Source organism: Fictibacillus aquaticus (genome assembly GCF_002245695.1).
Classification (GTDB): Bacteria; Bacillota; Bacilli; order Bacillales; family Fictibacillaceae; genus Fictibacillus; species Fictibacillus aquaticus.
On the sequence record NZ_NOII01000003.1, the window covers coordinates 673,272 to 699,979 of the forward strand.

Below are 26,708 nucleotides of genomic sequence, written 5' to 3' on the forward strand. Positions count from 1 at the left end.
ATACTGTAACAAAACGTTCTATAAAAAGAACGAAAGTGTTCTTTTTATAATCGAAGGGGGTGAGGCTTTGAGAATTTTATATATCACGCCGCGTGTTCCATTTCCTCCTCGGAAGGGAGATCAGCTGCGATCGTATCAGCAGCTGAAGGGCCTGCACAAGCTTGGGCATGACATTCATCTGATCTCATTTGGACAAGGTACCGTACCCCAAGAGCTTGCGAAGATTTGCTCAAAAGTGGATCTTGTTCCCTTCAGCAAAATTACTGCCCTCAAGAATACGGTGATAGGACTGAAAAACAGCTCACCGCTTCAGGTTGCTTTTTACACAAGCGAAAACTTCACCCGCACCATAGACCACGCCATCCGAAATAACTACTACGATATCGTTCACAGCCAGCTCGTCCGGACGTTTCCTTACTTTCATTCTATTAAAGAGCTGCCTAATGTTATTGATTTTGTTGACTGCATCTCACTGAACCTGAACCGGCGCACTGCATTTACACGATCACTTCTCAACCCGGTGTTCTCATTCGAATCCAAACGGATCGCACGTTTAGAAAAAGCAGCGGCTGTCTGTTATGACGGCGGCATCTTCATCTCAAAAGTAGACAAAGCTGCTGTTACATCAGACAGCACTGTGACCACGATCAGCAATGGCGTTGACCTCGATTACTTTTCCTATCAGCACGAATTTACCTCAGAAAACAACGTCGTGTTTGTTGGCAATATGTCTTACGCGCCGAACCGCGAGGGTGTGAAACACTTTATCCAGAACATTTACCCGCACATAAAAATCACCGAATTCAAGCTTTACATCGTCGGACGCGAGCCGACCAAAGACATTATCGCATTGAGCGGAAAATACCCGAATATCGTCGTAACTGGCGAAGTGCCGGATATACGCACATACTTGCGCAGGGCGAAATTGTTCGTCTGCCCGCTGCAGACAGGGGCTGGTGTGCAGAACAAGGTGCTTGAGGCAATGGCTGCAGGCGTTCCGGTCTTGACGACATCGATCGTGAACGACCCGATTGGCGGGCGCGACAACGACACAATTTTCGTTCGCAACTCAGACAAAGATTTCGCTGCTTCCATCACAGAGCTCCTTTCAAAGCCAGCACAGCTTGAGCAGACAAGAGCAGCAGCCCGCCAGTTTGTTGAGCAGCATTACCGATGGGAGCGTTTGAACCGCCAGCTCGAGCAGTTTTACCGAGATGTGATTCAGAAAAAACGTTTAAATGAGGTGACAGGATGAAGCTTGTACTTTTATCAGGAGGTTCTGGCAAAAGGCTTTGGCCGCTGTCTAATGATGCCCGTTCCAAGCAGTTCCTTAAAGTCTTGGAAAACGATTTTGGTGAAAAAGAGTCGATGGTCCAAAGAGTATGGGGACAGCTGAGTGCGGCTGGGCTGACGAGCTCGACGGTCATCGCGACGAGCAAGGCACAGGTGGATATGATTTCAAGCCAGCTTGGAAAGCACAGCGGTGTGGTCGTTGAGCCGGAAAGGCGCGACACGTTTCCAGCCATCGCGCTCGCCGCGTCGTATCTGTATTCCGAAATGATGGCAGATCCGAATGAGGTTATGGCGGTGCTGCCGGTTGATCCTTACGTGGAAACGGCTTTTTTCCATAAAATTAAAGAGCTTGAACAGGTAATTCACGAATCTCATGCAAACATCGCGCTGCTTGGGGTGAAGCCAACTTATCCATCCGAAAAGTACGGCTACATCGTGCCGGATAATGGAGAGCACGAAACGTGGATGAACGTGGCGTCATTTACTGAAAAGCCGAGCACGCAGCAGGCAGAGAAACTGATGAACAATAATGCGCTCTGGAATTGCGGAGTGTTCGCGTTCCGCCTTGGATACATTCTTTCCCTTCTCGCTAAAAAAGGCTTTCCGATGCAATACAGTGAGCTTCTGCCAAGGTACAGCGAGCTGCCGGACATTAGCTTTGATTATGAAGTGGTGGAAAAAGAAGAGCATGTTGTGGCAGTTATGTACAAAGGCTATTGGAAGGACCTCGGGACGTGGAACACGCTTACAGATGAGATGAAAGGGAACAAGCTTGGCGCCGGCATGTTAAGTGATGATTGCGTGAACACGCATCTCATCAATGAGCTCGACATACCGGTGACGGTGATTGGGGCTTCTAATCTCGTTATCGCGGCAAGTCCGGACGGCATCCTTGTGTCCGATAAGGAAAAAAGCCATTATGTTAAAACGCTCGCGAAAGACCTTGGACACCGCCCGATGTACGAAGAGCGCCGGTGGGGCTGGTATAAGGTGCTTGATTTTTTAAAGGTGGAAAAGGATGCAGAGGTGCTGACAAAGCGGATCGGTGTGACAGCTGGGCAGAACTTGAGCTATCAGACGCATGACTATCGCAGCGAGGTGTGGACGATCATTAAAGGAATCGGTGAATTTGCTCTGAACGACGAGATTTTTCAAGTAAAGCCGGGTGATGTGCTGCAAATACCAGCCGGTGCCAAGCATGGGATACGCGCCATAACCGACATGGAAATCATCGAAGTGCAGACGGGCAGCCAGCTGATTGAAGAGGATATCGTCCGCATTTATATGAGCTGGGACGAGGTGGAACGCCATTGCAGAGGCAAAAAGCCTGCTGTTTCGCTATAACATCAACCATCCGGGGGGATTTAAGATGGATGACAGGATTGATTTGCGGAGATTTTTCTCCATTGTGTACAGAAGAGCTTTCCTGATTGTGGCTACGGCCATTTGCTTCGCGTTGCTGACTGCGGTTCTTACAATCTACGTCATAAAGCCTACATTTGAAGCGAGAGAGTACATTATTGTCGGCAAGCAGGTTGAAACGGAAACTCAGGAGTTTTACCGAAAGCTGGCGTCTTCGATGGACTTAATCAAGAGCCCGATCGTGCTCGGCGAGGTGAGCAAAACAGCACCTTTTACAGGCGAAACGCTGAAAACGCTCGAGGATAAAATCGCGGTGCAAAACAACAAGGACTCTCAGATTCTTAACATCATTGTCAGGGACAGTGACAAGGAGTACGCCAGAGAACTGGCGCTGCGTGTGGCTGATGTTTCGGCGGCAAAAATGAATTCACTTCTTGAGGTAAAGGTGAAAAATGAGAGTGGAGGAGCAGATGCATCTATAAAACAGGTTGGCAGCAGCATCTTAAATATTGCGATTGGAACGGCGGCTGGTCTATTTTTCGGGATCCTTCTGGCGATGCTCCGTGAATATTTGGATGACAGTGTGCGCGGAGAAAGCGAAATAGAGGACTATTTTCAGCTGCCTCTTCTTGGTGAGGTGAATTTGAAGAAGAAAGAAAACCGCCGCACTCACTCCGAAAAATACGTATCCAATATCCAAAAGACGAGAGGGGGCGAGGTTGGTGTTTAGTCCGCGAAAAGAAAAATCATCGGTCCAATATCCGTTAACTCGGATGGAACAGATCCGGATGGTACGGACAAACCTTGAAAGCCGTATCGGAAAAGGTAAGGCGGCAATCCTTGTCACATCTCCAGGCGGCGCCGAGCAGCAGGGGCTGATAACGGCAAAGCTTGGTGCAGCGCTCGCTGAACAAGGCAAGAATGTGCTGCTGATTGATGCCAACTTGCGAGAACCCTCGCTGCATGACTATTTTTCCACACGCAACCACAACGGTTTTACCGAATGTATGGAAAGAAAAGAGTTCATCATAGACCATGTTCACGCGACGTTTATCAACCGAGTTGCGCTGCTTACGGCAGGAAACGGGAGTGCGCTGCTGCAGCATGACAGGATCAAGACGATCGTCGATGCGGCGAAGAGCATGTTTGACTGCATTCTGATCGACGCGCCTGGATTTTTGCGCGATGCGGATGCGGGAACATTGATCAGCAGCTGTGATGGCGCCGTGCTTGTCGTCAAAACGAACAAGACAAAAAGGAAAGAACTTTCAGCAGTGAAGCAGCACTTTCTCCGCACCGAACAAACGATTTACGGTGTGATCTGCCAGACAGGTTAGGTGAAGCGAATGGCACGAAATTCGATCGGCCGCAATATTTTTCATCTGTTTTACAGTACGGCGCTGGCGAGCGCGCTTAATGCCGGTGCGCTGATCGTTCTTGCCGGTTATTTGCAAGCTGAGCACTACGGCCAGTTCAGCGTTGCACTCGCATGCGCGATGATTCTTGGATACTTTACCGATTCCGGACTAAGTGAAATGGCGCTAAGAGAAGGATCAAAAAAGAATGCGGACGTCCCGGGTGTTCTCGCTTCTTATATAAAAGTGAGGCTTCTGCTGCTCGCAGCATCGTTTCTCGTCGGCTTCGTCATTATTTGGCTGGTGTATGGCGGCAACTCATCGCTCATGATGACCGCGATGGTGCTGTGTATACCGATGGTCACGGGGCTTGCGCTTCAAAGTATCGCGGCAGCTTACTTTCAGATGACAGAACAGATGCAATATATCGGCCGCGTGCGAATGGCATCTTCATTTGTCCTTGTTTCGCTTCTTTCCGGTGGCATGCTTCTCAAGCTCGGTCCTGTTGCCATCACACTTTTGTATGGCTGTTCTTATTTGGCGGCTGGTATGTTCGGTCTCTGGCTCGTCATGAAAAACGTCCGCATTCCGATGCACGCGCCGTTTCACAAAACGTTGCTTCATGGATTCGGTTATTTCACCTTAGCCGGACTGCTGTTCATTATCCTGCCTCACATTGGTCCGCTCGTTCTAGAACGGACGATGACGTTGGCAGATGTCGCCTTTTTTGCCGTCGCTTATCGCATTCCGCAGGCGCTTCAGCAAATTCCGTTCATCGTCGCTGGAGCCTACCGGCCGGTCATGTTCCGCCTGTATCATGAAAAAAATGATACAGACCACGTGAGAACAAACATCTCACTCGTTAAATGGATGGCGGTTTTCGGGATGGTGCTGACAATTCCATTCTTTTATCTAAGTGACGAGGCAGTGAGTGTGCTGTTTGGGGCAGAATGGAGCGCTTCAGCTGAGCTGCTGCAAATTTTATCGATCATGCTTACTGTGCAGGCGGTTAACATCGCACTAGCAGACGGGCTGACGACAAGAGGGAGGCAGACGTACCGTACCCTGGTGCAGGGGATGTCTGTTGCAATCGGCGTCATCCTGTATATTGTTTGCAGCAAATTATACGGACTGCAAGGAGCCGCATATGCAGGGCTTGCAATCGAAATCATCGCACTTGCAGGATATTGGCTGTTTCTCCCGTCAAAGATGGAGATCGCGAAAAGAGCGGTGCTTCCGTATCTCGCATTTCTTACCGGATCGACAGCTGCTGTCCACGCGATACTCGGCAGCTTTCCATTTGCGGCTGCGGCAATCCATCTAAGTTTGCTAGGTTGCTTTGTGATGCTAGATAAAGAGATTTACGGCCAGATTATCGTCAAGGTGAGAGGAAAGGAGGCGGGTCATGGAGCTTAAGGCGCACAGCACCCAGCAGAGGGCAGGAGCGGTATCTCTGTTTCTATTATTTTTGTTCGTGATGCTCGGTAAATATAACCTATATGTCGGCTTTGCAATCAAGCCGCACATGATCTTTCTAGCACTCTTCTTTCTCATCCATCTGGCATCCTTTTACTTTCACCGCCTGCAGCTGTTCGAGTGCGCGATGCTGCTGTTTTACGGTGTGTACAGCTTTACCGGAGCATTCGCGCTGTATCCAATGTCGAGCATCCGTATCATCATCGGCATCGTCATTTACGTTGGCTGTTACTTTTTCATGAAAGCCCTGATTGGAAATGCAGGACCGAACGCGATCGAGAAGTCGCTATCCACTGTCGGTCTGATCTTTAACGGTGCGAGCCTCGTGCTGTATTTTATCGGGTTGAAAAGTCTTGGCTTCGTCTTTCAAGGTGACATGATCACATCGTTCGGCGTACTCATCGACCGCGATTATCCACGGCTTATCGGGCTGCTGCAGGATCCGAACTATTATGTGTTTTACAACACGATATTCTTCGCGTTTTATCTGTGCAGCTCAGGCTCATGGAAAAACCGGTTCGGCCTTATGCTCTGCCTCGTGACAAACATCCTGACGTTTTCAAGAGGCGGAATTGCGGTTATGCTCCTGATTTTCCTTTTGTACATCATTATCCTTCCTTCACCGAGGAAAAAGCTGAAGCTTGCGGGAGGTGCCATCCTTTCACTCGTGGTTGGAGTGTACGGCGCGGTCAGCTTTCTGAAGTTTGATATATACGGTGTGCTAAAGTCGCGGATCAGCGATTTTTCAAACGATGGCGGCAGCGGACGTTTCGAGCTTTGGGGGCGGGCGTGGGATTATTTTAACGAAAACATCTGGACAGGTGTAGGGGCTTACAATTTTCCAGACTATAACACGTACGAATACGGCGATGCGCTGCGTGTGCATAACACGTTTCTCGATATTTTGTCAGAGTCCGGAATTCTAGGGTTTTCGGCGTTTCTGCTGTTTCTTTTGTTTGTGATGGTGCAGCTGCTGCAAAACCGCGTTCACCGGGAAAAGCCGTATTTGTTTCTCACCTTCATCGGGTTCATGCTTCAGATGGCGTCGCTGTCGATCATCATCAATGACTTGTTTTTTCTGTACCTCGCTATACTCGCTGTGTATTTGAGCGGGGTTCCGAAGAAGAATAAGGGGGTACGGTACGATGAACGTCCTGCTTTTAACCGATAAGCTGGAGATGGGCGGTGCGGAGATTTATTTTTGCAAGCTTGAGAACCGGCTGCATCATGAAAATATGTCATTCTTTACAGCGGCTGGCGGCGGGGAGTTGTACAGAAGCATCGAAAAAAAAGAACGGTTTCAACTGCTGAGCCGGAAAAATCATGCTATGAATTTGATGCGGCTAAGAAACATGATTAAGAAACACAACATCCACCTTGTTCACGCGAACAGCCTGCGAATGGTGCTGTATGCGATTTTACTGAAAAAAACGATGCGCCAATTTTTCCGCATCTATTATACAAAGCACAATGTGACGATCGCCGAAAACCGGTACAGCACCTACTTTGCTAATCTCTTAAACAAGTATGTGAACCGTATCATCACGGTGAGTGAATTTGAAAAAGAGAATCTGCTGACATTTGGACTGAATCCGCGGCGGATCACGACCATCTATAACGGTGTTGACCTGGAGCAGTTCACGTACAGCCAGAAAAGTCATAACGGCAGCACGTTTAAGGTCGGGATTCTGGCGAGGCTTTCGGAGGAGAAGAATCATGCGTTTTTTCTCGAAGTGGCACAGCGGCTGAGGAATGTGCCGGGAATTTCCTTTTATATAGGAGGAGACGGACCGGACTATGATAAGCTCGCTCGGAAAATTACTGAGTTCGATATTGAAAGCACCGTGAAGATGATCGGCGCGGTGAAGGAGCCGCAGCATTTTATCAGGGAGATGGACGTTCTGCTGCTCACCTCTAACCGCGAGGTCTTCCCGATGGTCATTATTGAGGCGATGGCGGTCGGAACACCGGTAATCTCAATTAACAAAGGCGGCATAAAAGAGGCGGTAAACGACAGAGAAACCGGTTACTTGATCTCAAGCCACAGTGCGGAAGAGTTCTGCGAGAAAATCCTGCTGCTGCAGGGAAATGAAGTCATCCGCAGGCGGCTCGTGAATCAAGCCAGGATGAAGGCTGTCACCGAATTTTCTCTAGACAGCATGGTGAAGCGCACGCTGGAGTCATACATGACAATCTAACATATTTTTTTTACACATGTTGTTCTTTATCAAGAACAAAACAATTGTGAGGTGAGGCAAAATGGGCAATAGCTTAGGCGCGCGGATGTACTATGTTTCACTCGCTCTAACAGACATGTTTCTTGTATACGCCGGATTCCTTGCCGCGCACTATGTTCAGCAGAAGCTGGAGCTTTTACCTGATGCGGAAAGCCTTCAGCACTTGCCGCTGCAATGGATCGCCGCTTCATGCATCTTGTTTTTTTATATGTTCGATCTTTATTCCGACTGGCGGAGAAAGAGCGCGTCTCATCTGATCTATCTTGTGACTCTTGCGCTGTTTCTTTATAACATGGCCCTGCTTGCGGCATGCTTTTGGAATGAGTCAGCGCCGCTTTTAACGCAGCAGGCACTAATTATCCAAGCCTTCTTTGTCCAGTCCATGCTCGTTGCGGCAAGCCGGATGAGCATTTGGTACATGACCAAACAGTACTTTGGCGGTAAAAAGGTACTGATCGTAGCGGATGGGAACGCGGACAGCCATATCCTCGCCGAAAAACTGCTGCAGCATCAAAAAGGCTGGTACACGTTGAGCGGATATTTTCATGCCGCAAAAATACGTCAGCTGAAACCAGCTCTTGGTAAAGCTGACACTGTGCTGGTCAGTCCGCATATTGCGGAAAAACGGAAAAATGAAATCATCAGTATTGCCTCAGCATTAGGAAAAGAGGTGCTGATCGTGCCGCAGCAATATGAGCTTTCTATTGCGGACGCAGCACTTCAGCAGATCAGCGACATGCCGGTGCTGTCCATCCAGCCTGCACGTCAGGGAATATCCCGCAAGTCTGCGAAACGATTGTTCGACCTAACCGTGTCTGCCGTTCTTCTGCACTTTTCAAGCCCGATTTTCCTGCTGCTTTTCGTTTTGATACCTGCCACCTCAAAAGGGCCGGCACTATACCGGCAGGAGCGGATCGGTCTTAATGGAGCACCATACATGATCTACAAGTTCCGCAGCATGAGGCATGACGCCGAACAGATGACAGGGCCGGTGCTTGCTTCCGACAATGACCCGCGCATCACAGGAGTCGGCAGATTCATACGTGCAACGCGCCTTGACGAACTGCCTCAGCTGATCAATGTCCTGCTGGGAGATATGAGCATAGTCGGTCCGCGGCCTGAACGGCAGCATTTTATCTCACAGTTTAAAAAACAAGTCCCAAACTACGAATCAAGATTAATGGTAAAGCCAGGAATCACCGGCCTCGCCCAGGTGCTAGGCAACTATTCCACGACAGTCGAGGATAAGCTAAGGTTCGATCTACTGTATGTGCGAAGGTGTTCGCTCGCTTTTGATGTGAAAATCATGCTGCAGACCATCAGGGTCGTACTGCAGCGCGAACAGGCGCAGGGTGTGAAGATGAATCAAGAAACGATAGCAGAAAACTCGATCCAGCCTGTTTTAGAGGCGAAATTATAATGGCACCGGGTGTTTACCGCGATGATGGCAGGATTAAATTTAATCTCATTCAATGCTTTCGTGCCATCGCTATCCTTTTCGTTCTGCTCGGACATGTCAGCGGGCTGTTTCATCGTTATTTTGATTATGACTGGTTTCATATATCTGAGTGGAGAAGGACCGGCGGCGTTGATTTCTTTTTCGTCCTGAGCGGATTTATGATCGCGTATTTGTACAGCCGTTCTGCCGGAGTGCCAGGCAAAGCAATTTCGTTTTTAATCAAACGTTTAAAAAGAATCTATCCACTATACTTTCTTGTTACATTCATGGCGGTCATGCTGCTGTATCTGTTTCCAATGCTAGGGGAAGAACAGGAGCGGCACCCGCTAGTCATCATAAAATCACTTCTGCTCTGGCCATCAGAACCTATATTGTCAGTCACTTGGTCATTGCAGTACATCGCATTCTTTTACATCATGTATGCTCTTTATCTGGCAAAACCAAAGCTGATGAAGATAGCAGCCGCCGTGTGGACGGGACTGGTCCTACTAATGGAAATCGGTGCTGTCCCCGTGCTGAACGACTATTTATTCAGCTTCAGCATGATAGAAATTCTTGCTGGATGCCTCGCTGCTTATCTCTTTCTCCGATTCAAGTGGGAGAGAATATGGCTGCTTATAACTGGCGCGGGAATTCTCGGATATTTCGCTGTCTGGACGAACAACGTTTACAGTATGGTTGAGATTTACGAGCCCTATTTTTATTGTGTGTTTTCGTTCCTGATTATGCTTGGAATTGCGGCGGCTGATCGGAAAAAGGTGAGACGCTCCCCGAAGGTGCTTCTGTATCTTGGCAGCGCGTCGTACTCCATTTATATCGCGCACGGACCGATCGCTCAGCTGTATATTCTTTTATGGCGAAAACTCGGGCTAGATGAAATGTTCGGTCATTTCGTTTCGCTGTGTGCCGTCATCATCCTTACTGTCCTGTCCTCATGCTTGGTTTATGAGCATGTAGAGAAAAGGCTTGCGGCTGCGGTTAGAGAGGGCAGAGGCAGCCGAATACAGCTGTTACGAGTAAAAAAGAAAGTTTCATAGAAAGACACTCATCCAGAATGATAATTATCTGAAAAGGGGTGAGCGAACTGATAGGGAAACGGCTAAAAAAATACCGGCAGGCGAGAGGCCTCTCCATATCCCAGCTGTCAGCGCAGTCAGGAGTGGCCAAATCGTATTTGAGTTTCATAGAGAGAGAGAATACATGCAATCCCACCGTCCATATCCTCGAGGTGCTGGCAAGTGTGCTTGGCATCCCGGTGCATTGGCTGCTCATGGATGACAGCATGGGAAAGCTCGACAGTGAATGGATCGCGCTCGTTAATAAAGCGATCGATATCGGAGTGACAAAGGAGCAATTTAAAGAGTATCTGTTTTTGAAGAATCAATTTAACGAAATCCATTAGGAGATGGAGGATACGGAGATGGCCATTTTGGTGACGGGCGGGACAGGATACATCGGCAGCCATACAGCGGTCGAGCTTTTAGAGGCAGGATACGAAGTCGTGATCGCAGATAACTTATGCAACAGCTCTCGTGATGTGGTGCAGCGTATAACGAAAATCACAGGCAAGGCGCCGGTTTTTTACGAAGCGGATATGACAGACAGAGAAGCGGTCGAAAGAATTTTTGTCAAAAATAATATTGAAGCGGTTATCCATTTTGCCGGATTGAAGGCTGTCGGGGAGTCGGTCCGTGTGCCGCTTCATTATTATCAAACCAACATCATCTCGACCCTTGTACTTTGTGACGTGATGCAGGAATTCGGTGTGAAAAATTTCGTGTTCAGCTCGTCAGCCACTGTGTACGGTGAATCAGAAACCGTGCCTCTGACCGAAAATGCCGTCCTTTGCGCTTCAAACCCATACGGCAGGACGAAACAGATGCTAGAGGAGATGCTGCGTGATCTATGGATGGCTGATAGTGAGTGGAGTGTCGCACTGCTCCGTTACTTTAACCCGGTCGGAGCTCATCCTTCTGGCTTGATTGGCGAAAAGCCAAACGATGTGCCGAACAACCTGACACCGTACATTACTCAAGTAGCCGTCGGAAGGCTGGAGAAGCTGTCGGTGTATGGAGCAGATTATCAAACACCTGACGGAACGGGAATACGCGATTATATTCATGTTGTCGATTTGGCTCGCGGCCATATAAAAGCACTGGAAAATTTGATGGTCGGCAGCGGAGTAGAGGCGTATAACCTTGGTACAGGCAAGGGGTACAGCGTGCTTGAAGTGATTACGGCGTTTGAAGAGGTGTCGGGATTGAAAGTACCGTATGTGGTCACGGACCGCCGGCCAGGTGACATCGCTGTAAGCTATGCCGATCCGTCGAAGGCAGCGAGAGAGCTTGGCTGGACTGCTAGTTTCACGCTGTCAGACATGCTGACCGATGCGTGGCGGTGGGAAGTGATGAGCAGCAGTGTGGAGCATGTGTAAGTTTATTATGCGGGATTGTATGGTTAATAAAAAAGGAGAGTATTATAAAAAAGCTGTTCCGGATACAACCGGAACAGCTTTTCTTCTTCATTACTTGATGCTTAGTTTATATGGAGCTGTGCTCGAACGTCCGTAGCGGTCTTTCACTTCGATGTAATATGTTCCTGGGCGGACTGTGTAGTTCAATACTTCATCATCGCCGTCTACATAATAGTTAGCTGATGCTACTTTTTTACCGTCGCGGTAAAGGTTGATCACACCATCATTATCGCTTGGTGTAGCAAAAGTGATCGTGCTCTTCTTCGTCTTCGTTACTTTGTACTCTAACCAGTCGGAGTCTCCGCCTTTTGTGTTCATGTTCAGATAGCCGTCATACTTGAAGCCGGTAGTTCCTGATTTTTTCAGCTTTAGCGGTTTAGATGGCTTGTTTCCTTTAACAACAGAGCCTGCGTCCTCGTCCTTGCGGTTAGCCGAATCAAGCTTCAGTGTATAAGGGAGTACAGACAAATTAGACTGGCTCATGACAAAACCTAGTGCTATGACAAAATAGCCTTGTCCTTTTTTCGTTTTGAAGGAACCACGTGTTGTTCCGTTATAGCTCGGTTTTCCTACTAATTTTAGTGTGCTGAAATCCTCTTCATCGATGATTTGATTGCCTTCTACATCTTCGAGCATAAAGACAATACCTTCATAATCTGCAAGAAGTTCCTTCGGATACTTCTTCAGCATGCTGGATGTAATCGTGTCTTTCTTTAGTGATGCATTCATGATTCCGTCTTGTTTTGCTCTGAAATAAAACGGATCGATATCACCGGCAAAAGCAAAGTTTCCTTTTACAGACATGCTTGTCGGAAGTGACTTAATTTTCTTCGTCAAGTCATCATTCGGTTCATAAGAATCTCGAACATCACCGAAGCGTTTTTTCGACGTAAACGAGTAGGCATCAAATGGAATAGAGCTTGCCATTTCGTCGTTATTTAGCTGAATCACGTATTCTGTTCCTTTTTCTAATCCTGCGAACATAGATTTGTTAAGAATGACGCCTTCCCAGCCCCAGTCATAGTTAAAAGAAATTGGAATCAAGTCGCGCAAAACTTCGCCTTCTTCTTCGCCTTCTCCTTCTTCTTCATCTACAACTTCGCCTTCTTCTCCAGTATCTTCATCTTCTTCAATAATTTCTTCGTCTTCAACTTCCTCTTCATCAGCAACTTCTTCTCCCATTTCTGTTACCTTAAGGATGGTTGCCATAGGTATTGCTTTTTCGTTAAACATAAACTCGTAAATACCTGATTCAGTTGGCGTGAATTTGAAGTAATCAGCGTCTTCAAAGCTTTGGAAATAGCCTGTTCCTTCACTTCCGATTGAATAAGGAAGCGCAGATTCCAGAATCATATTTGCCTCTTGGCCAAACTCTTCTTCCATTTCTTCCTCTTCACCGCCGCCCATGGACAAACCGTCTTCGTCCGTTGGGAATACCTTGGACTCTAATCTAATACTGTACGGCAGGCTGGACACTTCAGGCGGAGAGAAGCTAAATTCGCCTTCGAAGTAAAATTCTTCTTCCATATACATTTCGTTTGTTGTTGAAACGACATACTCTACGCCTGGCTCAGCCGTGAATGTCATTTTTTCGCCATAGCCTATTCCTTTTGAGTCGGAGGAAGCAATGATTTCAGTGTAGGTTTCTTCTCCTTCGCCGCCTTCTCCTTCTTCACCGTCAAGAGCCTTTTCCTGATCTTCACCTTCTGGAGTTTCGGTAACTTCTATACCTACGTTCAGGCTAGTGTCGACACCCGGAATGCCGCTCGTCGTTACTTTTACAACTTGCTCTTCATTGACTGAGAACTTGTAAAAATCAGAGTCGACTCCTTCTTCATTGAAGATTGTTTCTGTTCCTGTGTAAGGAAGACCGCTGACTAAAGCTGGCTGTTCAGTTGTGTTTTTATCAGTCACCACGCCAGGACGGCTGATTTTCAAGCTGTAGTTCGAGCTCTTACCCGTTGTATCATCATAGTTGCTGTTCGCGTCGCTTACACCAATGATCATGTCGCCAGAGATCGGTGAAGTGTATAGCTTCGCTTCGGTTTCATTATCCTGATGCTTGTTGACACTCATCATATCCATGCCATCTTCACCGATTACAATGATATCGAGCTTGTAATCATAGTTCGCAACACCAGTCAGTTTTGTTTGGATTTTTTCTCCCTCACCGACGGGGAACTTATACCAGTGAACTTGGTTAGGCTTTGTAAAGTAAGCGTTCTTTGTGATCTCGTCATCAAACGAAAGCTCTGCTGCCGCTTCGAAAATTTCTTCCTCTGACATTTCTGACGCCGGATATTTTACCGATGAAGGAATAGATTTAGGATTAAATTTAAGTGCAGCTGCAGGCTGGATCAGACCGTGGGCAAATTTACGGTCATACCCTTTGCTGCCAAGATCCTTTGATGTGTGCTCGATGATATATTCAATCTCTGCAGGCTTTAACGATGGGTACTTTGATAATAAAAGAGAAGCAAGACCTGCTACCATCGGTGACGCCATTGACGTTCCGCTCAAATTGTAAAACATCGATTTCAATTCATAATCATAAAGCGGCGCGTAGATATCTTCGCCTGGTGCAACGACGTCAACGGACGGTCCAAAATTGGAATAGCTGGAAAGCTCGTTTTTCGCGTTGGTAGAGCCAACAGAGATAACACCCTCATATGCAGCAGGGTAGCTAGGAGAGTCTGAACTCTCGTTGCCTGCAGCTGCAACGATTGTTACACCTTTTTCGACAGCCATCTTGACCGCTTCCTCCATGATTGGAGAACTCATGCTGCCGCCAAGACTCATGTTAATTACCTTTGCACCTTGATTGACGGCTTCAAGGATTGCCTCAGCGATTACATAATCGCTTGCGTCGAATCCTCTGTCAAAAACGTCAAGACTGATCAATTCGACATTTTGATTGATGCCGTAACCGCCAATGCCATTATCTTTTTCACCAGCAATAATACCGGCAACATGTGTACCGTGGTAATCAGCAAGCGGCATGTTCATTGGGTCGGCCATGTTTATTGATGTGCTTACACGAGAATCAAGCTCAGGGTGCTTGCGGTCAATACCCTGGTCAATAACAGCAACCTTAACCTTGCGCGTACCCGCCAGCTTTTGCGCTTCGCTAACCTGCAATGTCTTTAGAAAATATTGCTTCGAAACCTTTGGATCAGCATATCCGAGCGGAACAGACAGGGTGCTCGGCGCAACTGTTGCCACTTTAGAAGATTGGCTGAAATAAGCGGCTGCTTTTTGTAACTTTTTCTTGTCTTTTACTTTAACAACTGTGTAACCGAGCTTTGGAATGCTTCTTACGAGTGTCGTTCCGGACTTCTTTAAATCTGTCGAAGTGATCGGCTTTTTCATTTTTAGTACGAGTGTATCTGTACTAAGTTCTTTTGCTTTCTTTTCAGGCATCTGCACGTTATGCCCGAATAAATCAAAATTCTTCAATAGGTTCTTATTTTGCTGCCAAGCTGGTTTTGTAGAAGCTCCAGCTGTTGCAGGACCGCCTAGCAAGCTGACAGACAGCCCAAGAGCCGCCGTCACCTTTAGCCATTTGTTAGACAAATTGTCTCCCCCGTTCATCTCTTTGTGTGTTGGAAAAATTTAGTACGGAATGAGTATTCGACGGCAAAAAACAAATTCCTTTAGTTCGCTGGAAAATTTGTAGTACTTTTGGTTTAGTTCAATTGGTTAATAGGATGGAGGTAAGAAACATAAAGGAATTACGCTGTTTTTGTGGAAGTATGTGACCAGATAATATGCATTGAAAAAAGCGAAAAAAGGTGGCTAAAGATATGATGAATAACATGCAACTGCCTGTGATCAACGCCCCGATGTTTCTAGTATCCAGCCCTGCACTTGTGATCGAAAGCTGCAAGTCGGGTATTATTGGTTCTTTTCCTCTATTAAATGCGCGGACTTCTGAAATTTTGGAAGAATGGATGATGACAATTAAGACAGCGTTATCTGAAGCGAAGGAGCAGGATGTTGACCGTAAAATCGGACCGTGGGCGGTAAACTTGATCGTGCACAAAACGAATAAGCGCTTTGAAGAGGATATGGCGCTCATTAAAAAGCATCAGCCGCCGATCGTTATCACATCTCTTGGCAACCCGAGCGCTGTTGCTGAAGCGGTGCATGAATACGGGGGACTTGTTTATTCGGATGTTATTTCGCTTGATCATGCTAGAAAAGCAGCGAGAACAGGTATCGATGGGCTGATCCTTGTCTGTACCGGGGCGGGCGGACACGGCGGAACGCTTCATCCGATGGCTTTCCTTAAGGCTGTACGTGAATTTTGGGAGGGCACAATCATTCTCGCCGGCTGCATTACGACAGGCTCTGATATCCTCGCAGCACAGGTGATGGGGGCCGACATGGTGTATATGGGGACCCGATTCATTGCCACGTCTGAAAGCTTCGCCAGCACAGAATATCAGCAGCTTCTTATCGATTCAACGCTTGAAGACATCGTCTACACGGATGCTGTGAGCGGAATCAGCGGTAACTACCTGATTCCAAGCCTGCAGCGGGCTGGCTATGATGTTGAAAAGCTGAAACGCAAAGAAACAATCGATCTGTCTTTTTCAGAGACAAAAGCAAAAGCGTGGAAGGATATCTGGTCTGCAGGACAGGGAGTCGGCGGGGTAAAGGATGTAAAACCTGTGGCTGAGGTGGTGCGTGAACTGCAGCTGGAATATACGAAAGCAGCTAGTAAACTACCGCTTTATGATGCAAAAAGCAGTCAGCGTGTTTGATAGAGCAGAGCTGCTGCGGCTATGAAACTATGCTGAACAAAACTGCCCTGTCCTGGCAAATAGCCAGCATACAGGGCAGTTTTTTACTTTTTACGCTGGACTAAAGCCCAAGTGGTTAACAGTACAGCCACCTTACTTTAATTTACTAAGTCTATTTTAGTCTCCATTCTAAGACTTTTAACCTACAAATTTCCTCTTCACACATTATCCGCCAAAATTATCAATAATTTTACAAATTACCTCTTCTTTTTTTCAATTCTAACTATATAATTAAGTTTGGCAATACAAAATTTTCACAATTTTAGGGGGATATGCATGAGCAAAAAGTCTTATTCAAAAGCTGGACGCTCGTTATTGGCAACAATGATGGCGTTTTCAGTGCTTTCTACACCGATTACATGGAAGACGATCAGTGCAGAGGAAGCACCGAGCAGCGACGTAAAGCTTCGTATCATGGGTACAAGTGATATCCACAACAACATTTGGAACTACGATTATTACAAAGATACAACAACAAACGAGTTTGGTCTTGCTAAGACAGCTACGCTGATCAAGCAAGCGCGTGCTGAAGTGCCAGCAGGAAACTCTCTCCTTTTCGACAGCGGTGACTTGATTCAAGGTAACCCGATGGGAGATTACAAGGCAAAGATCGATCCGCTAGAAGAGGGAGAAGAGCATCCTACTGTCAAAGCTTTCGAACTATTAGGCTATGACGGAGCGGCGATCGGAAACCATGAGTTTAACTACGGAATCGACTTCTTAAAAGAAGTAATGGACGATGCGGAGTACCCGATCATCAACGCGAACGTATATAACGATGACCAGGATGACAAAGAAGAAAACGACGAGAACTTCATTAAAAACTACGATATCCTTGAGCGTACAGTAGTAGACGAATCAGGAAACGAACATACGATTAAAGTTGGTATCGTTGGATTTGTTCCGCCGCAAATCATGCAATGGGATCAAGCGCACCTTGATGGGAAAGTTATCGCTAAGGACATTAAGAAAACAGCTGAAGTAATGATCCCTAAGATGAAGGCAGAAGGCGCTGACATTATCGTTGCTCTTTCTCACTCAGGTCTTGGTGATGCAGAATACATCGAAGGTGAAGAAAATGCTGCATATCAGCTGAGCGAGGTTGAGGGCATTGATGCAATCCTGATCGGACACGATCACAAGACATTCCCAAGCTCTGCTTATACAGGCGATGGAATCGATAATGTAAACGGTACCATTAATGGGAAGCCGGCTGTAATGCCTGGAAGCTGGGGAAGCCACCTTGGAATCATGGACCTCACGCTTGAGCAAGTAGACGGCAAGTGGGAAGTGAAAAACGGCGGATCTTCCGTACGTGCTATTTTCAAAAAAGAAACAATTGATGGAAAGAGCGTCATCACTAGCTTGGCAGATGCAGATCAAGATATCCTTGATTCTACAAAGCATGAGCATGAAGGTACATTGGATTATGTCCGTAAGCCTGTTGGAAACACTAGCTCCGACATCCATAGCTTTTTCTCACTTGTAAAGGACGATCCTTCCATTCAGATCGTGACAAACGCACAAAAATGGTACATTGAAAAGAAACTTGAAGGCACGGAAAACGAAGGTCTTCCGATTCTTTCTGCTGGTGCACCGTTTAAAGCCGGCGGCCGCGGCGGATCCAGCTATTATACGAACATTCCAGCAGGAACAATCGCGATCAAGAATGTAAACGACCTTTACCTGTATCCGAACACAGTGGCACACGTTAAGATTACTGGTGCTGACGTGAAAGAATGGCTTGAAATGTCTGCTGGACAGTTCAAGCAGATTGATCCAACTAACAAAAACGAGCAGCCGCTTGTGAATGACGTTTTCCCAACTTACAATTTTGACGTTCTTGATGGCGTAACATATGAAATCGATGTGACACAGCCTGCAAAGTATGACAAAGACGGAAAAGTTGTAAATGCGGACGCAAGCCGTATTAAAAACCTTAAGTATAACGGCAAAGCGATTAATTTAGAACAGGATTTCATCGTTGTAACGAACAACTACCGTGCAGGTTCAACTTCTTTCCCAGGAGTAAAGAACAAGCAAGAAGTCGAGCTTTATCCTGACGAAAACCGCCAAGTAATTGTTGATTACATTGCTGAGAAGAAAACAATTAACCCAAGTGCTGACGGCAACTGGAAGCTTTCTCCTATTAAAGGCGACTTGAACATTACATTTGAATCTTCGCCAGACGCACAGAACTCAATGGATGAAAACATGAAGTTCCAAGGCAACATGGATTCAGGATTCGCTAAGTATTCTATTAACCTAGCACCGCCTCCAATCGTGTTCAGTGATGTTCCGAAAAACTACTGGGCTGCTGAAGCGATCTACGCGCTTGCTGAAGAGGGTATCATTAGCGGTATTGCAAAGGATAAGTTTGGCCCGTCACACAAATTGACTCGTGCACAGTTTACTGCACTTATCAGCCGTGCACTTAAGCTTCCAAAAGCTCAAGAAAATGCACCATTCAAGGATGTACCAGCTTGGGCAGCTGAGGAGATCGCGTCAGCATATGAAGCTGGCCTTGTGAGCGGGATTACAAAAACGAAATTTGATCCAAACCAGAAGATTAACCGTGAACAAATGGTTGTTATGCTTGTTCGTGCATACGAGTATGCAACAGGCGAAAAGGTAACACCAGCTAAAGATGCAACGTTTAAAGACCGAAAGCACATCAGTGACTTCGCTAAGGAATACGTGGACGCTGCTGTTCAGCTTGGGCTTGTAAGCGGACGCACAGCAAACACATTTGCACCTAAAGACAAAACAAACCGTGCAGAAGGTGCAGTCGTTCTTTACAGAATGCTTAATAAATCAAAAGAAATTAACAGCAAGATCGTATCATTGCAGCTTCTTGGCTTGAACGATTTCCACGGACAGCTTAATACGTACAAAACTATCAGCAACAGAAAAGCGGGTGGAGCTGAGTATCTCGGCGGGTATTTAAAGGATCGTGAAAAGCAGAATCCTAACACGCTGACGGTTTACTCTGGAGATATGGTCGGTGCTTCACCACCAGTTTCTGCTCTTTTACAGGACGAACCTACAATTGAAGTTCTAGGAAAAATGGGAGTAGATATCGGCGGACTCGGAAACCACGAGTTTGACGAGGGTGTAGATGAAATGCTTCGTCTTATCAACGGCGGCAAGCACGAAAACACTGGTAACTTTAAAGGTGCTGAATATCCGTTTGTAGCAGCAAACGTTGTGTACAAGGATACGAATAAGCCTGTAATCGACCCGTATATTGTAAAAGAAGTTGAAGGCGTTAAAGTTGGTTTCATCGGAATCGTTACATCTTCTACACCAAATATCGTTATTCCAAGTGCAGTAGAAAAGGTTCTATTCTTAGATGAAGCAGAAACAATCAATAAATATACAAAAGAATTAAAAGAGCAGGGCGTAAAATCTATCGTTGTACTCGCACACGAAGGAGCAAGCTCTGATCTTGATGGAAAGAACGCTAAAGGAGAAATGGTAGAGATCGCCAGCATTATTGATGACGAAGTTGATGTTATCATGGCAGGTCACAACCATGGATTCGCAAATACTGTAGTGGACAACAAGCTTATCGTTGAGTCTTACTCTTACGGAACAGCATTCTCTGATGTTGACCTTGAAATCAGCTACAAAACAAAAGACATCGTGAAGAAGTCTGCAGAAGTTGTAACAACGTTCCATGATGCGATTACACCAGACTTTGAGATTAAGAGCATGGTAGACGCAGCATACGCAAAAGTGAAGCCGATTCTTGAAGAAGTAATCGGAAACACAGATGCACCTATTTTAAAGGCTCAAAATGCTGATGGAGAATCTGCGATGGGTAACATGATCGCTGACTCTATGAGAGCTCACACGGGCACTGATTTTGCGTTTATGAACCCAGGCGGAGTTCGCTCTGATATTAACGCTGGACCAATTACATGGGAAGAAGTATTTACAGTACAGCCTTTCGGTAACGACCTTGTAACAATGGAACTTACTGGACAGCAAATTGCTGATCTTCTTGGACAGCAGTGGATCTCAGGACGCGAGAAGATTCTTCAAATCTCTGGTCTAAAGTTCACGTTTGAATCAACAGAAGATGCACAAGGCAAATTCACTGGAAAAGTACATGACATCACGCTTCCAGACGGAACACCGCTTGATATGAACAAGACATACACGGCAACAGTCAACAACTTCATGGCTGGCGGCGGAGACGGCTACAGCGCCCTTCTAGGCGGAAAGAACCCAACTGTCGACATCACTGACCTTGACGCTCTAATCAAATACGTTAAAGCTAGAGGCACAGTCAACCCAGTCATCGAAGGCCGCACAACAAAAATCAACAAATAATAATTAAAGATGGGGGTCCGGTACTCCAGATGGACAAAACAGCATGTTTTGTCCATCTGGAAAGGACTCATTGTAAAGAAGGATCCGGGTGCATGAGCACACGGATCCTTCTTTTTGTCTATTAACATGTAACTAGCTAACTGTAATTTTGCAAAATATGTACTAAAATCTAGTGAATTCGAACCACTAAAATACTCAACAATTAACTTTTATTCCCCAATTTACAGCTTTTTATGTCAATTTTCTGAATTTGTTACGTAACTGTAATATAAAAAGACTAGAACTGTAACACAATATTCCATAAACTACTATTAGATGTAAAAAGAAGTAGAAATTTAGGGGAATAGGGGATTAAAGACATATGAACTTAAGACTACTATCTAGTAAACTACAGAAGAAAACAATCGGAGCAATCGTTCTAGCAGCAGCTATTATCATAGGAAATCCAATCAATGCAGACGCAAAACTAGGTGACCGCACACTTAAGCCAGGCATGAAGCATGGTGAAGTAAAGGAACTGCAAGCCGCTTTAAAGAAAACAGGACATTTTACATATCCTAAGCTTACGAATCATTATGGTACATATACGCAAGCAGCGGTAAAGAAGTTTCAGAGACACACAAAATTAAAGCAGACTGGAATCGCTGATCAGAAGACAATCAACCTGATTAAGCAAAAAGCAGCAAAAGCAAAGCCGAAGAAAGCTGCACCGAAGCCAGCTGCTAAAGTTGCACCTGGGAAATTCAATCCTGATGTTGCGAAGAAGCTTCTTGGCATCCGTTACAGAACGGGTGGAGCAAGCCCGAGCACTGGGTTTGACTGCAGCGGCTACACAACGTACGTCATGAAGAAGCACAACAAGAGCCTTCCGCGCACATCATCATCACAGTACGGTGTAGGAAAAGCTGTAGGCTTCAAAAACCTTATGCCTGGCGATCTCTTATTCTATGACACGAACAGCAACGGCCGCCGCGACATATCACACGTTGCTATCTACATTGGAAACAACACGATGATCCACAGCGCATCTGTAAAGGTAGAGTACGATTCACTGAGCAACTCTTGGTGGAGCAAGCGCTATGTTGGTGCAAAAAGAATCTTCTAATAACTGAACACACATAAACCACCTTACTTCTCGTAAGGTGGTTTTTATTTTTTTCTAACAAATCGTTTTGATAGGTCGATATATCTATTACGTCTGATCCGTACATTCATGTCGATATATAGGATCATATAATTAGAAGTATTTTACAAGTTTGTAGTATAATTGCACGGAGATTAATTAAACAAAGAGAAGGGGTCTGAAATGAAAGGATTGAAACTGCATTTCGCCGCTATTGCAGCAATGTTCATGCTGACTACAGCTGTTCATGTTCATGCCGAAGAAAATAAATTTCAAGAGAAGAAAGTATTTTCAGCAGCAGCAGCAAAAAATGGCTTTGGCATTGCGAGTGCTGGAGATTATATCAGCAACCAAATGATTGTCCAATTTAAAAGAAAATTAGATTCAAAGGAGTTATCCTCTTTAAAGGGTAAGTATGGAATAGATGAAGTAGAAGAGCTTACAGTAAATCAATCTGTACTTCTGAAATTTCCGATTGGAACTGATGTGAAAGCAGCTGCAAGCAAGCTGCTGGCAGAGCCGGTTGTTAAACACTTGCAGCCAAACTATATATTAAAGCCAGCTTATACGCCATCTGACTCAGGCTACAAATATCAATGGCATCTAAAGAAGATTAACGCGCCAAAGGCATGGGATTCTCAAAAAGGTGCGAGCAGCGTAGTAGTAGGGGTATTGGATGGAGGCGTACAACTTGACCACCCAGACTTCAGCGGACGTATTTATAAGCCGTATGATGTAACGGATGGCACAAGCACTCATTATCCAACAGAACATGGGACACACGTTGCCGGAATTATCGCAGGATCTATTAACAAAAAAGGGATTGTTGGTGTTGCGCCGACAGCTAAAATCATGCCAGTCAACGTGTTCCGCGGACAATCAGCGAGTTCAACAGATGTGGCAGCAGGCATTTATTATGCGGCCGATAAAGGCGCTGACGTAATAAACATGAGCCTTGGCAGCTATTATGCGGATTACTATATTTCATCAGCTGTAGACTATGCGGTATCTAAAGGTGTCATCATGGTTGCAGCAGCTGGAAATGACAATACAAACTCAACGGTTTACCCGGCTGGATATCTTGGCGTAATGGGAATCAGCGCGACAGACTCCAGCGATTATATTACGGACTTTTCCAACTTTGGCGATTATGTTGACTTTGCGGCGCCAGGGGAAAGAATTTACTCAGCAAAGCCGAGAAATTCTTATCAATATATGGATGGCACATCAATGGCATCACCGGTTGTTTCGGGTACGGTTGCCTTAATGCTTTCTAAAAATCCGCTGCTTTCATTTAATGATGCATACAACGTCCTTGCTAATTCATCTAAAGACCTTTATTCCTATGGGTGGGATGCATACTTTGGCTACGGCCGAATCGATGCCTACTCAGCGTTAACAAAGACACCAGGCGCACTCTCAGCTATTAAAGTTTCTACTACAAAATACACAATGACCGGCAGCAACCAGCTTTCTGCTTCATTCAGCGCGTTCGGAAGTGCATCAGTCACAGCCTATATTAAGGACAGTAAAGGTAAAACAGTAAAAGTACTGCTTCAATCTTCGGGCGGAAGCAAACGGGTTGTCTGGGATGGCAAGAGCTCTGCAGGCGGAGTCGTTCCTAGCGGTAAATACGAACTAGTCGTAAGAGTATCAGCGAACAAGCGAACGCTTACTAAATCTGTAAAAATCACTGTTACTGATAAAGTAAAGCCTTTAGCAGTACCTGTATCCTCTTCACACTATTACTCGCCAAAGGTTTCTAAAAGCCTGAGCGTAAAATTCAAGCTTAATAAATCTTCAAAAGTTACAGCCAAGGTTTATGACAGCAAAGGCAAGATCATCCGCACGCTTGCTGATAAGAAAAGCTACAGCGGCGGAAACCAAGTTATCACATGGAACGGTAAAACCGGAACTGGAAAAACAGTCGTTGACGGTGCTTATAAAATCAAGTTCAGCGCAGTCGACAGCAGCAAGAATACGGGAAGAACGACAGAAACAAAGGTTACCGTTGATTCAAAAGCTCCAGCAGCAAAAGGCTATGCAATGAGCCCTGCTATTTTTAAAGTTGGAAAAGAGAGCGGCATTAAAGGCAAGGTTTGGACGAACGAAACGACAAACTTTACTGTGTATATTGCAAATAGCAGCAGCAACAAGTCGCGTACTATCGTCTCGAATAAATCATACAAAGCAGGAACTTACTATTTTACGTGGGATGGTAAATCGGATAAAAAAGCACAGGTAGGCGAGGGCAAGTACAAGTTCGTTTACGAAGCGAAAGATGCTGCAGGAAATAAAGCAACCGTAACAAGCGGGTGGATGACGCTTCAGGACTGGACAGCTCCAGCGGTAACAGGAACTGCAAACTATGATATGTACAACAGCCAAGAGCCGCTGCAAGCATCGTATACGCTGAACAAAGCAGGAAAAGTAACTGTCCAGATTAAAAAGGACGGAACACTTGTCAAAACAGTGGCGGCGAATACGGCTAAAGCAAAAGGAACAAACACCTTTACTTGGGATGGAAAAAACAGCACAGGCGGTATTGTGCCAGATGGAGCGTATCAGTACGTCCTTACATTTACTGATGCATATGGCCAAGTTAAAACGGTAACAGGTACAATTACCGTCGGCTTTACTCAGGTTTATATGGAGAATCCGTCAGTCGTACGCTATTATCCAGAAAATGCGGGAAGCGACTATGCGGCAGCGGAAGTGTATTATAAGCTCTCGCAGCCAGCAAATGTAACCGTTGAAATACTAGACGCATACGGCACCACGATCCGAACGATCGAACAGGATTCCTATAAGCCGGATGGCATTCAATACGTTGGATGGGATGGGTATGACAATGAAGGCTATAACAGCGAATATTGGCATACTGGACCGTTTTCATACAAAATTACAGCGGTTGGAAGCAGCGGTACAGCAAAAACAGCAACAGGAGAAATGATCGAGAACGCAGCCCCTGAATGGGTGACTTCAAAGGAATACCGTTTCCTTTACAACAGCTATGACGAAGTAAAAGGAATTGATCTTGTAACAGGAAGCACCCAAAACGGCACAATGGAACTCTATCTATTCGACACTTATAATTACGAAACGGTAGATTACAAATCTTATGCTATTAAAAAGGGTAGCAGCACCATCTCATATACGAAGCCAGATGCTTATATTGGCTACTATTATGGCCTGGAGTACCACGTCTTTTACATCGACAGCCTAGGAAACTACTACGGCTACAGCATTGACGAATCCAGCAGCCAATACGGTACAGCAGCATCATTGAAGCCAGTAACAAAACAACTTAAAAAAATGGGGTCCGGTACTCCAAAAAGACAATAATGCCATTCTGTCCATCTGGAGTGGACAAGAAAATACGCCTCATCAGCAGCGAGCTGATGAGGCGTATTTTTGTTTTAGAAAGATATTTTTTAAAATACAAGATTCCATAATAATCTGCATATCTAAGCCAAACCAACCTGCTCAACACAGTCGGCTAATCGAGTGAATGACAAGCAAGTCCCCCAACTTTCCGCGAGCCTTGTCGAACAATGTCACTAACCTTGAAATCTATCACATGCAACTTTCGTTTAATGGGTCATAATCCCCAGCTAGCAAAAATAAAATGAACTAGTATAAACATCGATGAGGGGGAAGTAATGGTGAAGAAACTAGGAGCAGTTGTAATGGCTGCGGTGCTGTTATGTATTTTTGGCGGGGTAAAAGCAGACGCAGCAGAATCCAAAACATATATCGGACTCGGCATCAACGATCGATTCATGGAATACACCACACATGCGCCATTTACACAGAACGGTATCTCTTATGCATCATCTTCCTACTTATCATTTATGGGTGTGAAATCAAGCACGTCAGGGAATACGAAGGTCTTTACGAAAGGCACAACCAAACTCACGGTGGATCTTACCACATACAGCATGAAGCTGAATAACAAGGCACTCAGCACAAAGGCTGTTATGCATAACCGCACGCTTTACCTTCCGATCCGGCAATCATCCACTGCCTTCGGATATACTGTTTCGTACATAAAATCCGGACCTGTCGTCAGGGTGAAAAACAGCAGCGCGAAGCTGACTGACACGCAATTTTATACCAAATATAAATCGGCGATCTCTGCTCAAAGGACAAAGTTTACACAGCCTCAGCAGCAGCCGGCCCCAACTAAAATTGCTTACTTAACCTTTGACGATGGCCCGAACGTTTACACGGCCAGCATCTTAAACATGCTGCAAAAGAACGGAGCAAAAGCGACATTTTTTATGATGAAACCAAGCATGGACCGTATGCCGTCCATTGTGAAGCGAATGAAAAATGAAGGACACGGCTTAGCGTGCCACGGTGTTACACATGACAAGTCCAAATTCTACCGCTCGCCATCATCGGCTGAACAGGAAATGACGTCCTGCCTGGCCAGCATCCGCAGCATCACCGGTGTGTCGAGCAAGCTGATCCGCACGCCTTATGGCAGCAAGCCAAATATGACTCAAGCTTATCGGCAGGCGATGTATGATAAAGGCTATAAAATGTGGGACTGGACTGTCGACAGCCTCGACTGGAAATACCGTCATGCCCCTACGACCGCTAACCATACGATCAGTGAGATCAAAAAGATGGAAGGGTCAAAAAAACCGCTCGTCATTCTCATGCACGACCGGGTGGATACAACAGACTATCTGCAGCCTGTCCTGAATTATTTAAAAAAGAGCGGCTATCAAATGAAGCCGCTCGACAATTCTATGAAGCCTTATAACTTCTGGCAGTAA

Annotated in this window: 17 protein-coding genes; 16 read left to right on the plus strand and 1 reads right to left on the minus strand. The window is 45.8% G+C overall.

What is annotated here, in order from left to right; all coding sequences use genetic code 11:
* Positions 1–67 precede the first annotated feature (67 nt).
* The 11 genes from CGZ90_RS13725 (at position 68) to galE (ending at position 11,616) form a co-directional block, all read left to right on the plus strand.
* Positions 68–1,255, plus strand: a complete 1,188-nt coding sequence (locus tag CGZ90_RS13725) for a glycosyltransferase (protein WP_094253066.1) — start codon at positions 68–70, stop codon at positions 1,253–1,255.
* Positions 1,252–2,637: a sugar phosphate nucleotidyltransferase gene (locus CGZ90_RS13730; RefSeq protein ID WP_094253067.1), complete on the plus strand. Its 1,386-nt coding sequence runs from the start codon at positions 1,252–1,254 to the stop codon at positions 2,635–2,637. The genes CGZ90_RS13725 and CGZ90_RS13730 overlap by 4 nt, the downstream gene beginning before the upstream one ends.
* Before the next feature lie 25 nt (positions 2,638–2,662).
* A complete protein-coding gene (locus CGZ90_RS13735) occupies positions 2,663–3,385 on the plus strand; it encodes a YveK family protein (protein ID WP_094253068.1) in 723 nt (240 codons plus the stop codon).
* Positions 3,378–3,992 carry a CpsD/CapB family tyrosine-protein kinase gene (locus CGZ90_RS13740; RefSeq protein WP_094253069.1) on the plus strand — a complete coding sequence of 205 codons (615 nt, stop codon included), beginning with the start codon at positions 3,378–3,380 and terminating at the stop codon, positions 3,990–3,992. The genes CGZ90_RS13735 and CGZ90_RS13740 overlap by 8 nt, the downstream gene beginning before the upstream one ends.
* Before the next feature lie 9 nt (positions 3,993–4,001).
* Entirely contained in the window at positions 4,002–5,426 is a 1,425-nt protein-coding gene (locus CGZ90_RS13745; RefSeq protein ID WP_094253070.1) for an oligosaccharide flippase family protein, read from the plus strand.
* Entirely contained in the window at positions 5,416–6,657 is a 1,242-nt protein-coding gene (locus CGZ90_RS13750) for an O-antigen ligase family protein (protein WP_094253071.1), read from the plus strand. The genes CGZ90_RS13745 and CGZ90_RS13750 overlap by 11 nt, the downstream gene beginning before the upstream one ends.
* Positions 6,632–7,684, plus strand: coding sequence for a glycosyltransferase family 4 protein (locus tag CGZ90_RS13755; protein ID WP_094253072.1), 1,053 nt, complete (start codon positions 6,632–6,634; stop codon positions 7,682–7,684). The genes CGZ90_RS13750 and CGZ90_RS13755 overlap by 26 nt, the downstream gene beginning before the upstream one ends.
* Before the next feature lie 61 nt (positions 7,685–7,745).
* Positions 7,746–9,143 carry a sugar transferase gene (locus CGZ90_RS13760; protein ID WP_094253073.1) on the plus strand — a complete coding sequence of 466 codons (1,398 nt, stop codon included), beginning with the start codon at positions 7,746–7,748 and terminating at the stop codon, positions 9,141–9,143.
* Positions 9,143–10,219 carry an acyltransferase family protein gene (locus tag CGZ90_RS13765; protein ID WP_094253074.1) on the plus strand — a complete coding sequence of 359 codons (1,077 nt, stop codon included), beginning with the start codon at positions 9,143–9,145 and terminating at the stop codon, positions 10,217–10,219. Before CGZ90_RS13760 ends, CGZ90_RS13765 begins: the two co-directional genes overlap by 1 nt.
* Positions 10,220–10,257: 38 nt before the next feature.
* Positions 10,258–10,584 carry a helix-turn-helix domain-containing protein gene (locus CGZ90_RS13770; RefSeq protein WP_276206768.1) on the plus strand — a complete coding sequence of 109 codons (327 nt, stop codon included), beginning with the start codon at positions 10,258–10,260 and terminating at the stop codon, positions 10,582–10,584.
* An 18-nt stretch (positions 10,585–10,602) separates the two neighbouring features.
* Positions 10,603–11,616 (plus strand): UDP-glucose 4-epimerase GalE, encoded by a 1,014-nt coding sequence (galE, locus tag CGZ90_RS13775; protein ID WP_094253075.1) that lies wholly within the window; start codon positions 10,603–10,605, stop codon positions 11,614–11,616.
* A 90-nt stretch (positions 11,617–11,706) separates the two neighbouring features.
* Here galE and CGZ90_RS13780 read toward each other — a convergent pair whose 3' ends face one another.
* On the minus strand, positions 11,707–15,228 hold the full coding sequence (locus tag CGZ90_RS13780; protein WP_165766857.1) for a S8 family peptidase: 3,522 nt from the start codon (positions 15,226–15,228) through the stop codon (positions 11,707–11,709).
* Between the two features lie 230 nt (positions 15,229–15,458).
* Here CGZ90_RS13780 and CGZ90_RS13785 point away from each other — a divergent pair, with 230 nt between their 5' ends.
* The 5 genes from CGZ90_RS13785 (at position 15,459) to CGZ90_RS13815 (ending at position 26,708) form a co-directional block, all read left to right on the plus strand.
* Entirely contained in the window at positions 15,459–16,421 is a 963-nt protein-coding gene (locus tag CGZ90_RS13785) for an NAD(P)H-dependent flavin oxidoreductase (RefSeq protein WP_094253077.1), read from the plus strand.
* Between the two features lie 315 nt (positions 16,422–16,736).
* Positions 16,737–20,798, plus strand: coding sequence for a bifunctional 2',3'-cyclic-nucleotide 2'-phosphodiesterase/3'-nucleotidase (locus CGZ90_RS21085; protein WP_240515437.1), 4,062 nt, complete (start codon positions 16,737–16,739; stop codon positions 20,796–20,798).
* A 361-nt stretch (positions 20,799–21,159) separates the two neighbouring features.
* Positions 21,160–21,903 (plus strand): C40 family peptidase, encoded by a 744-nt coding sequence (locus CGZ90_RS13805; protein WP_094253078.1) that lies wholly within the window; start codon positions 21,160–21,162, stop codon positions 21,901–21,903.
* A 201-nt stretch (positions 21,904–22,104) separates the two neighbouring features.
* On the plus strand, positions 22,105–25,266 hold the full coding sequence (locus CGZ90_RS13810; protein WP_094253079.1) for a S8 family serine peptidase: 3,162 nt from the start codon (positions 22,105–22,107) through the stop codon (positions 25,264–25,266).
* A gap of 317 nt (positions 25,267–25,583) precedes the next feature.
* A complete protein-coding gene (locus CGZ90_RS13815) occupies positions 25,584–26,708 on the plus strand; it encodes a polysaccharide deacetylase family protein (RefSeq protein WP_094253080.1) in 1,125 nt (374 codons plus the stop codon).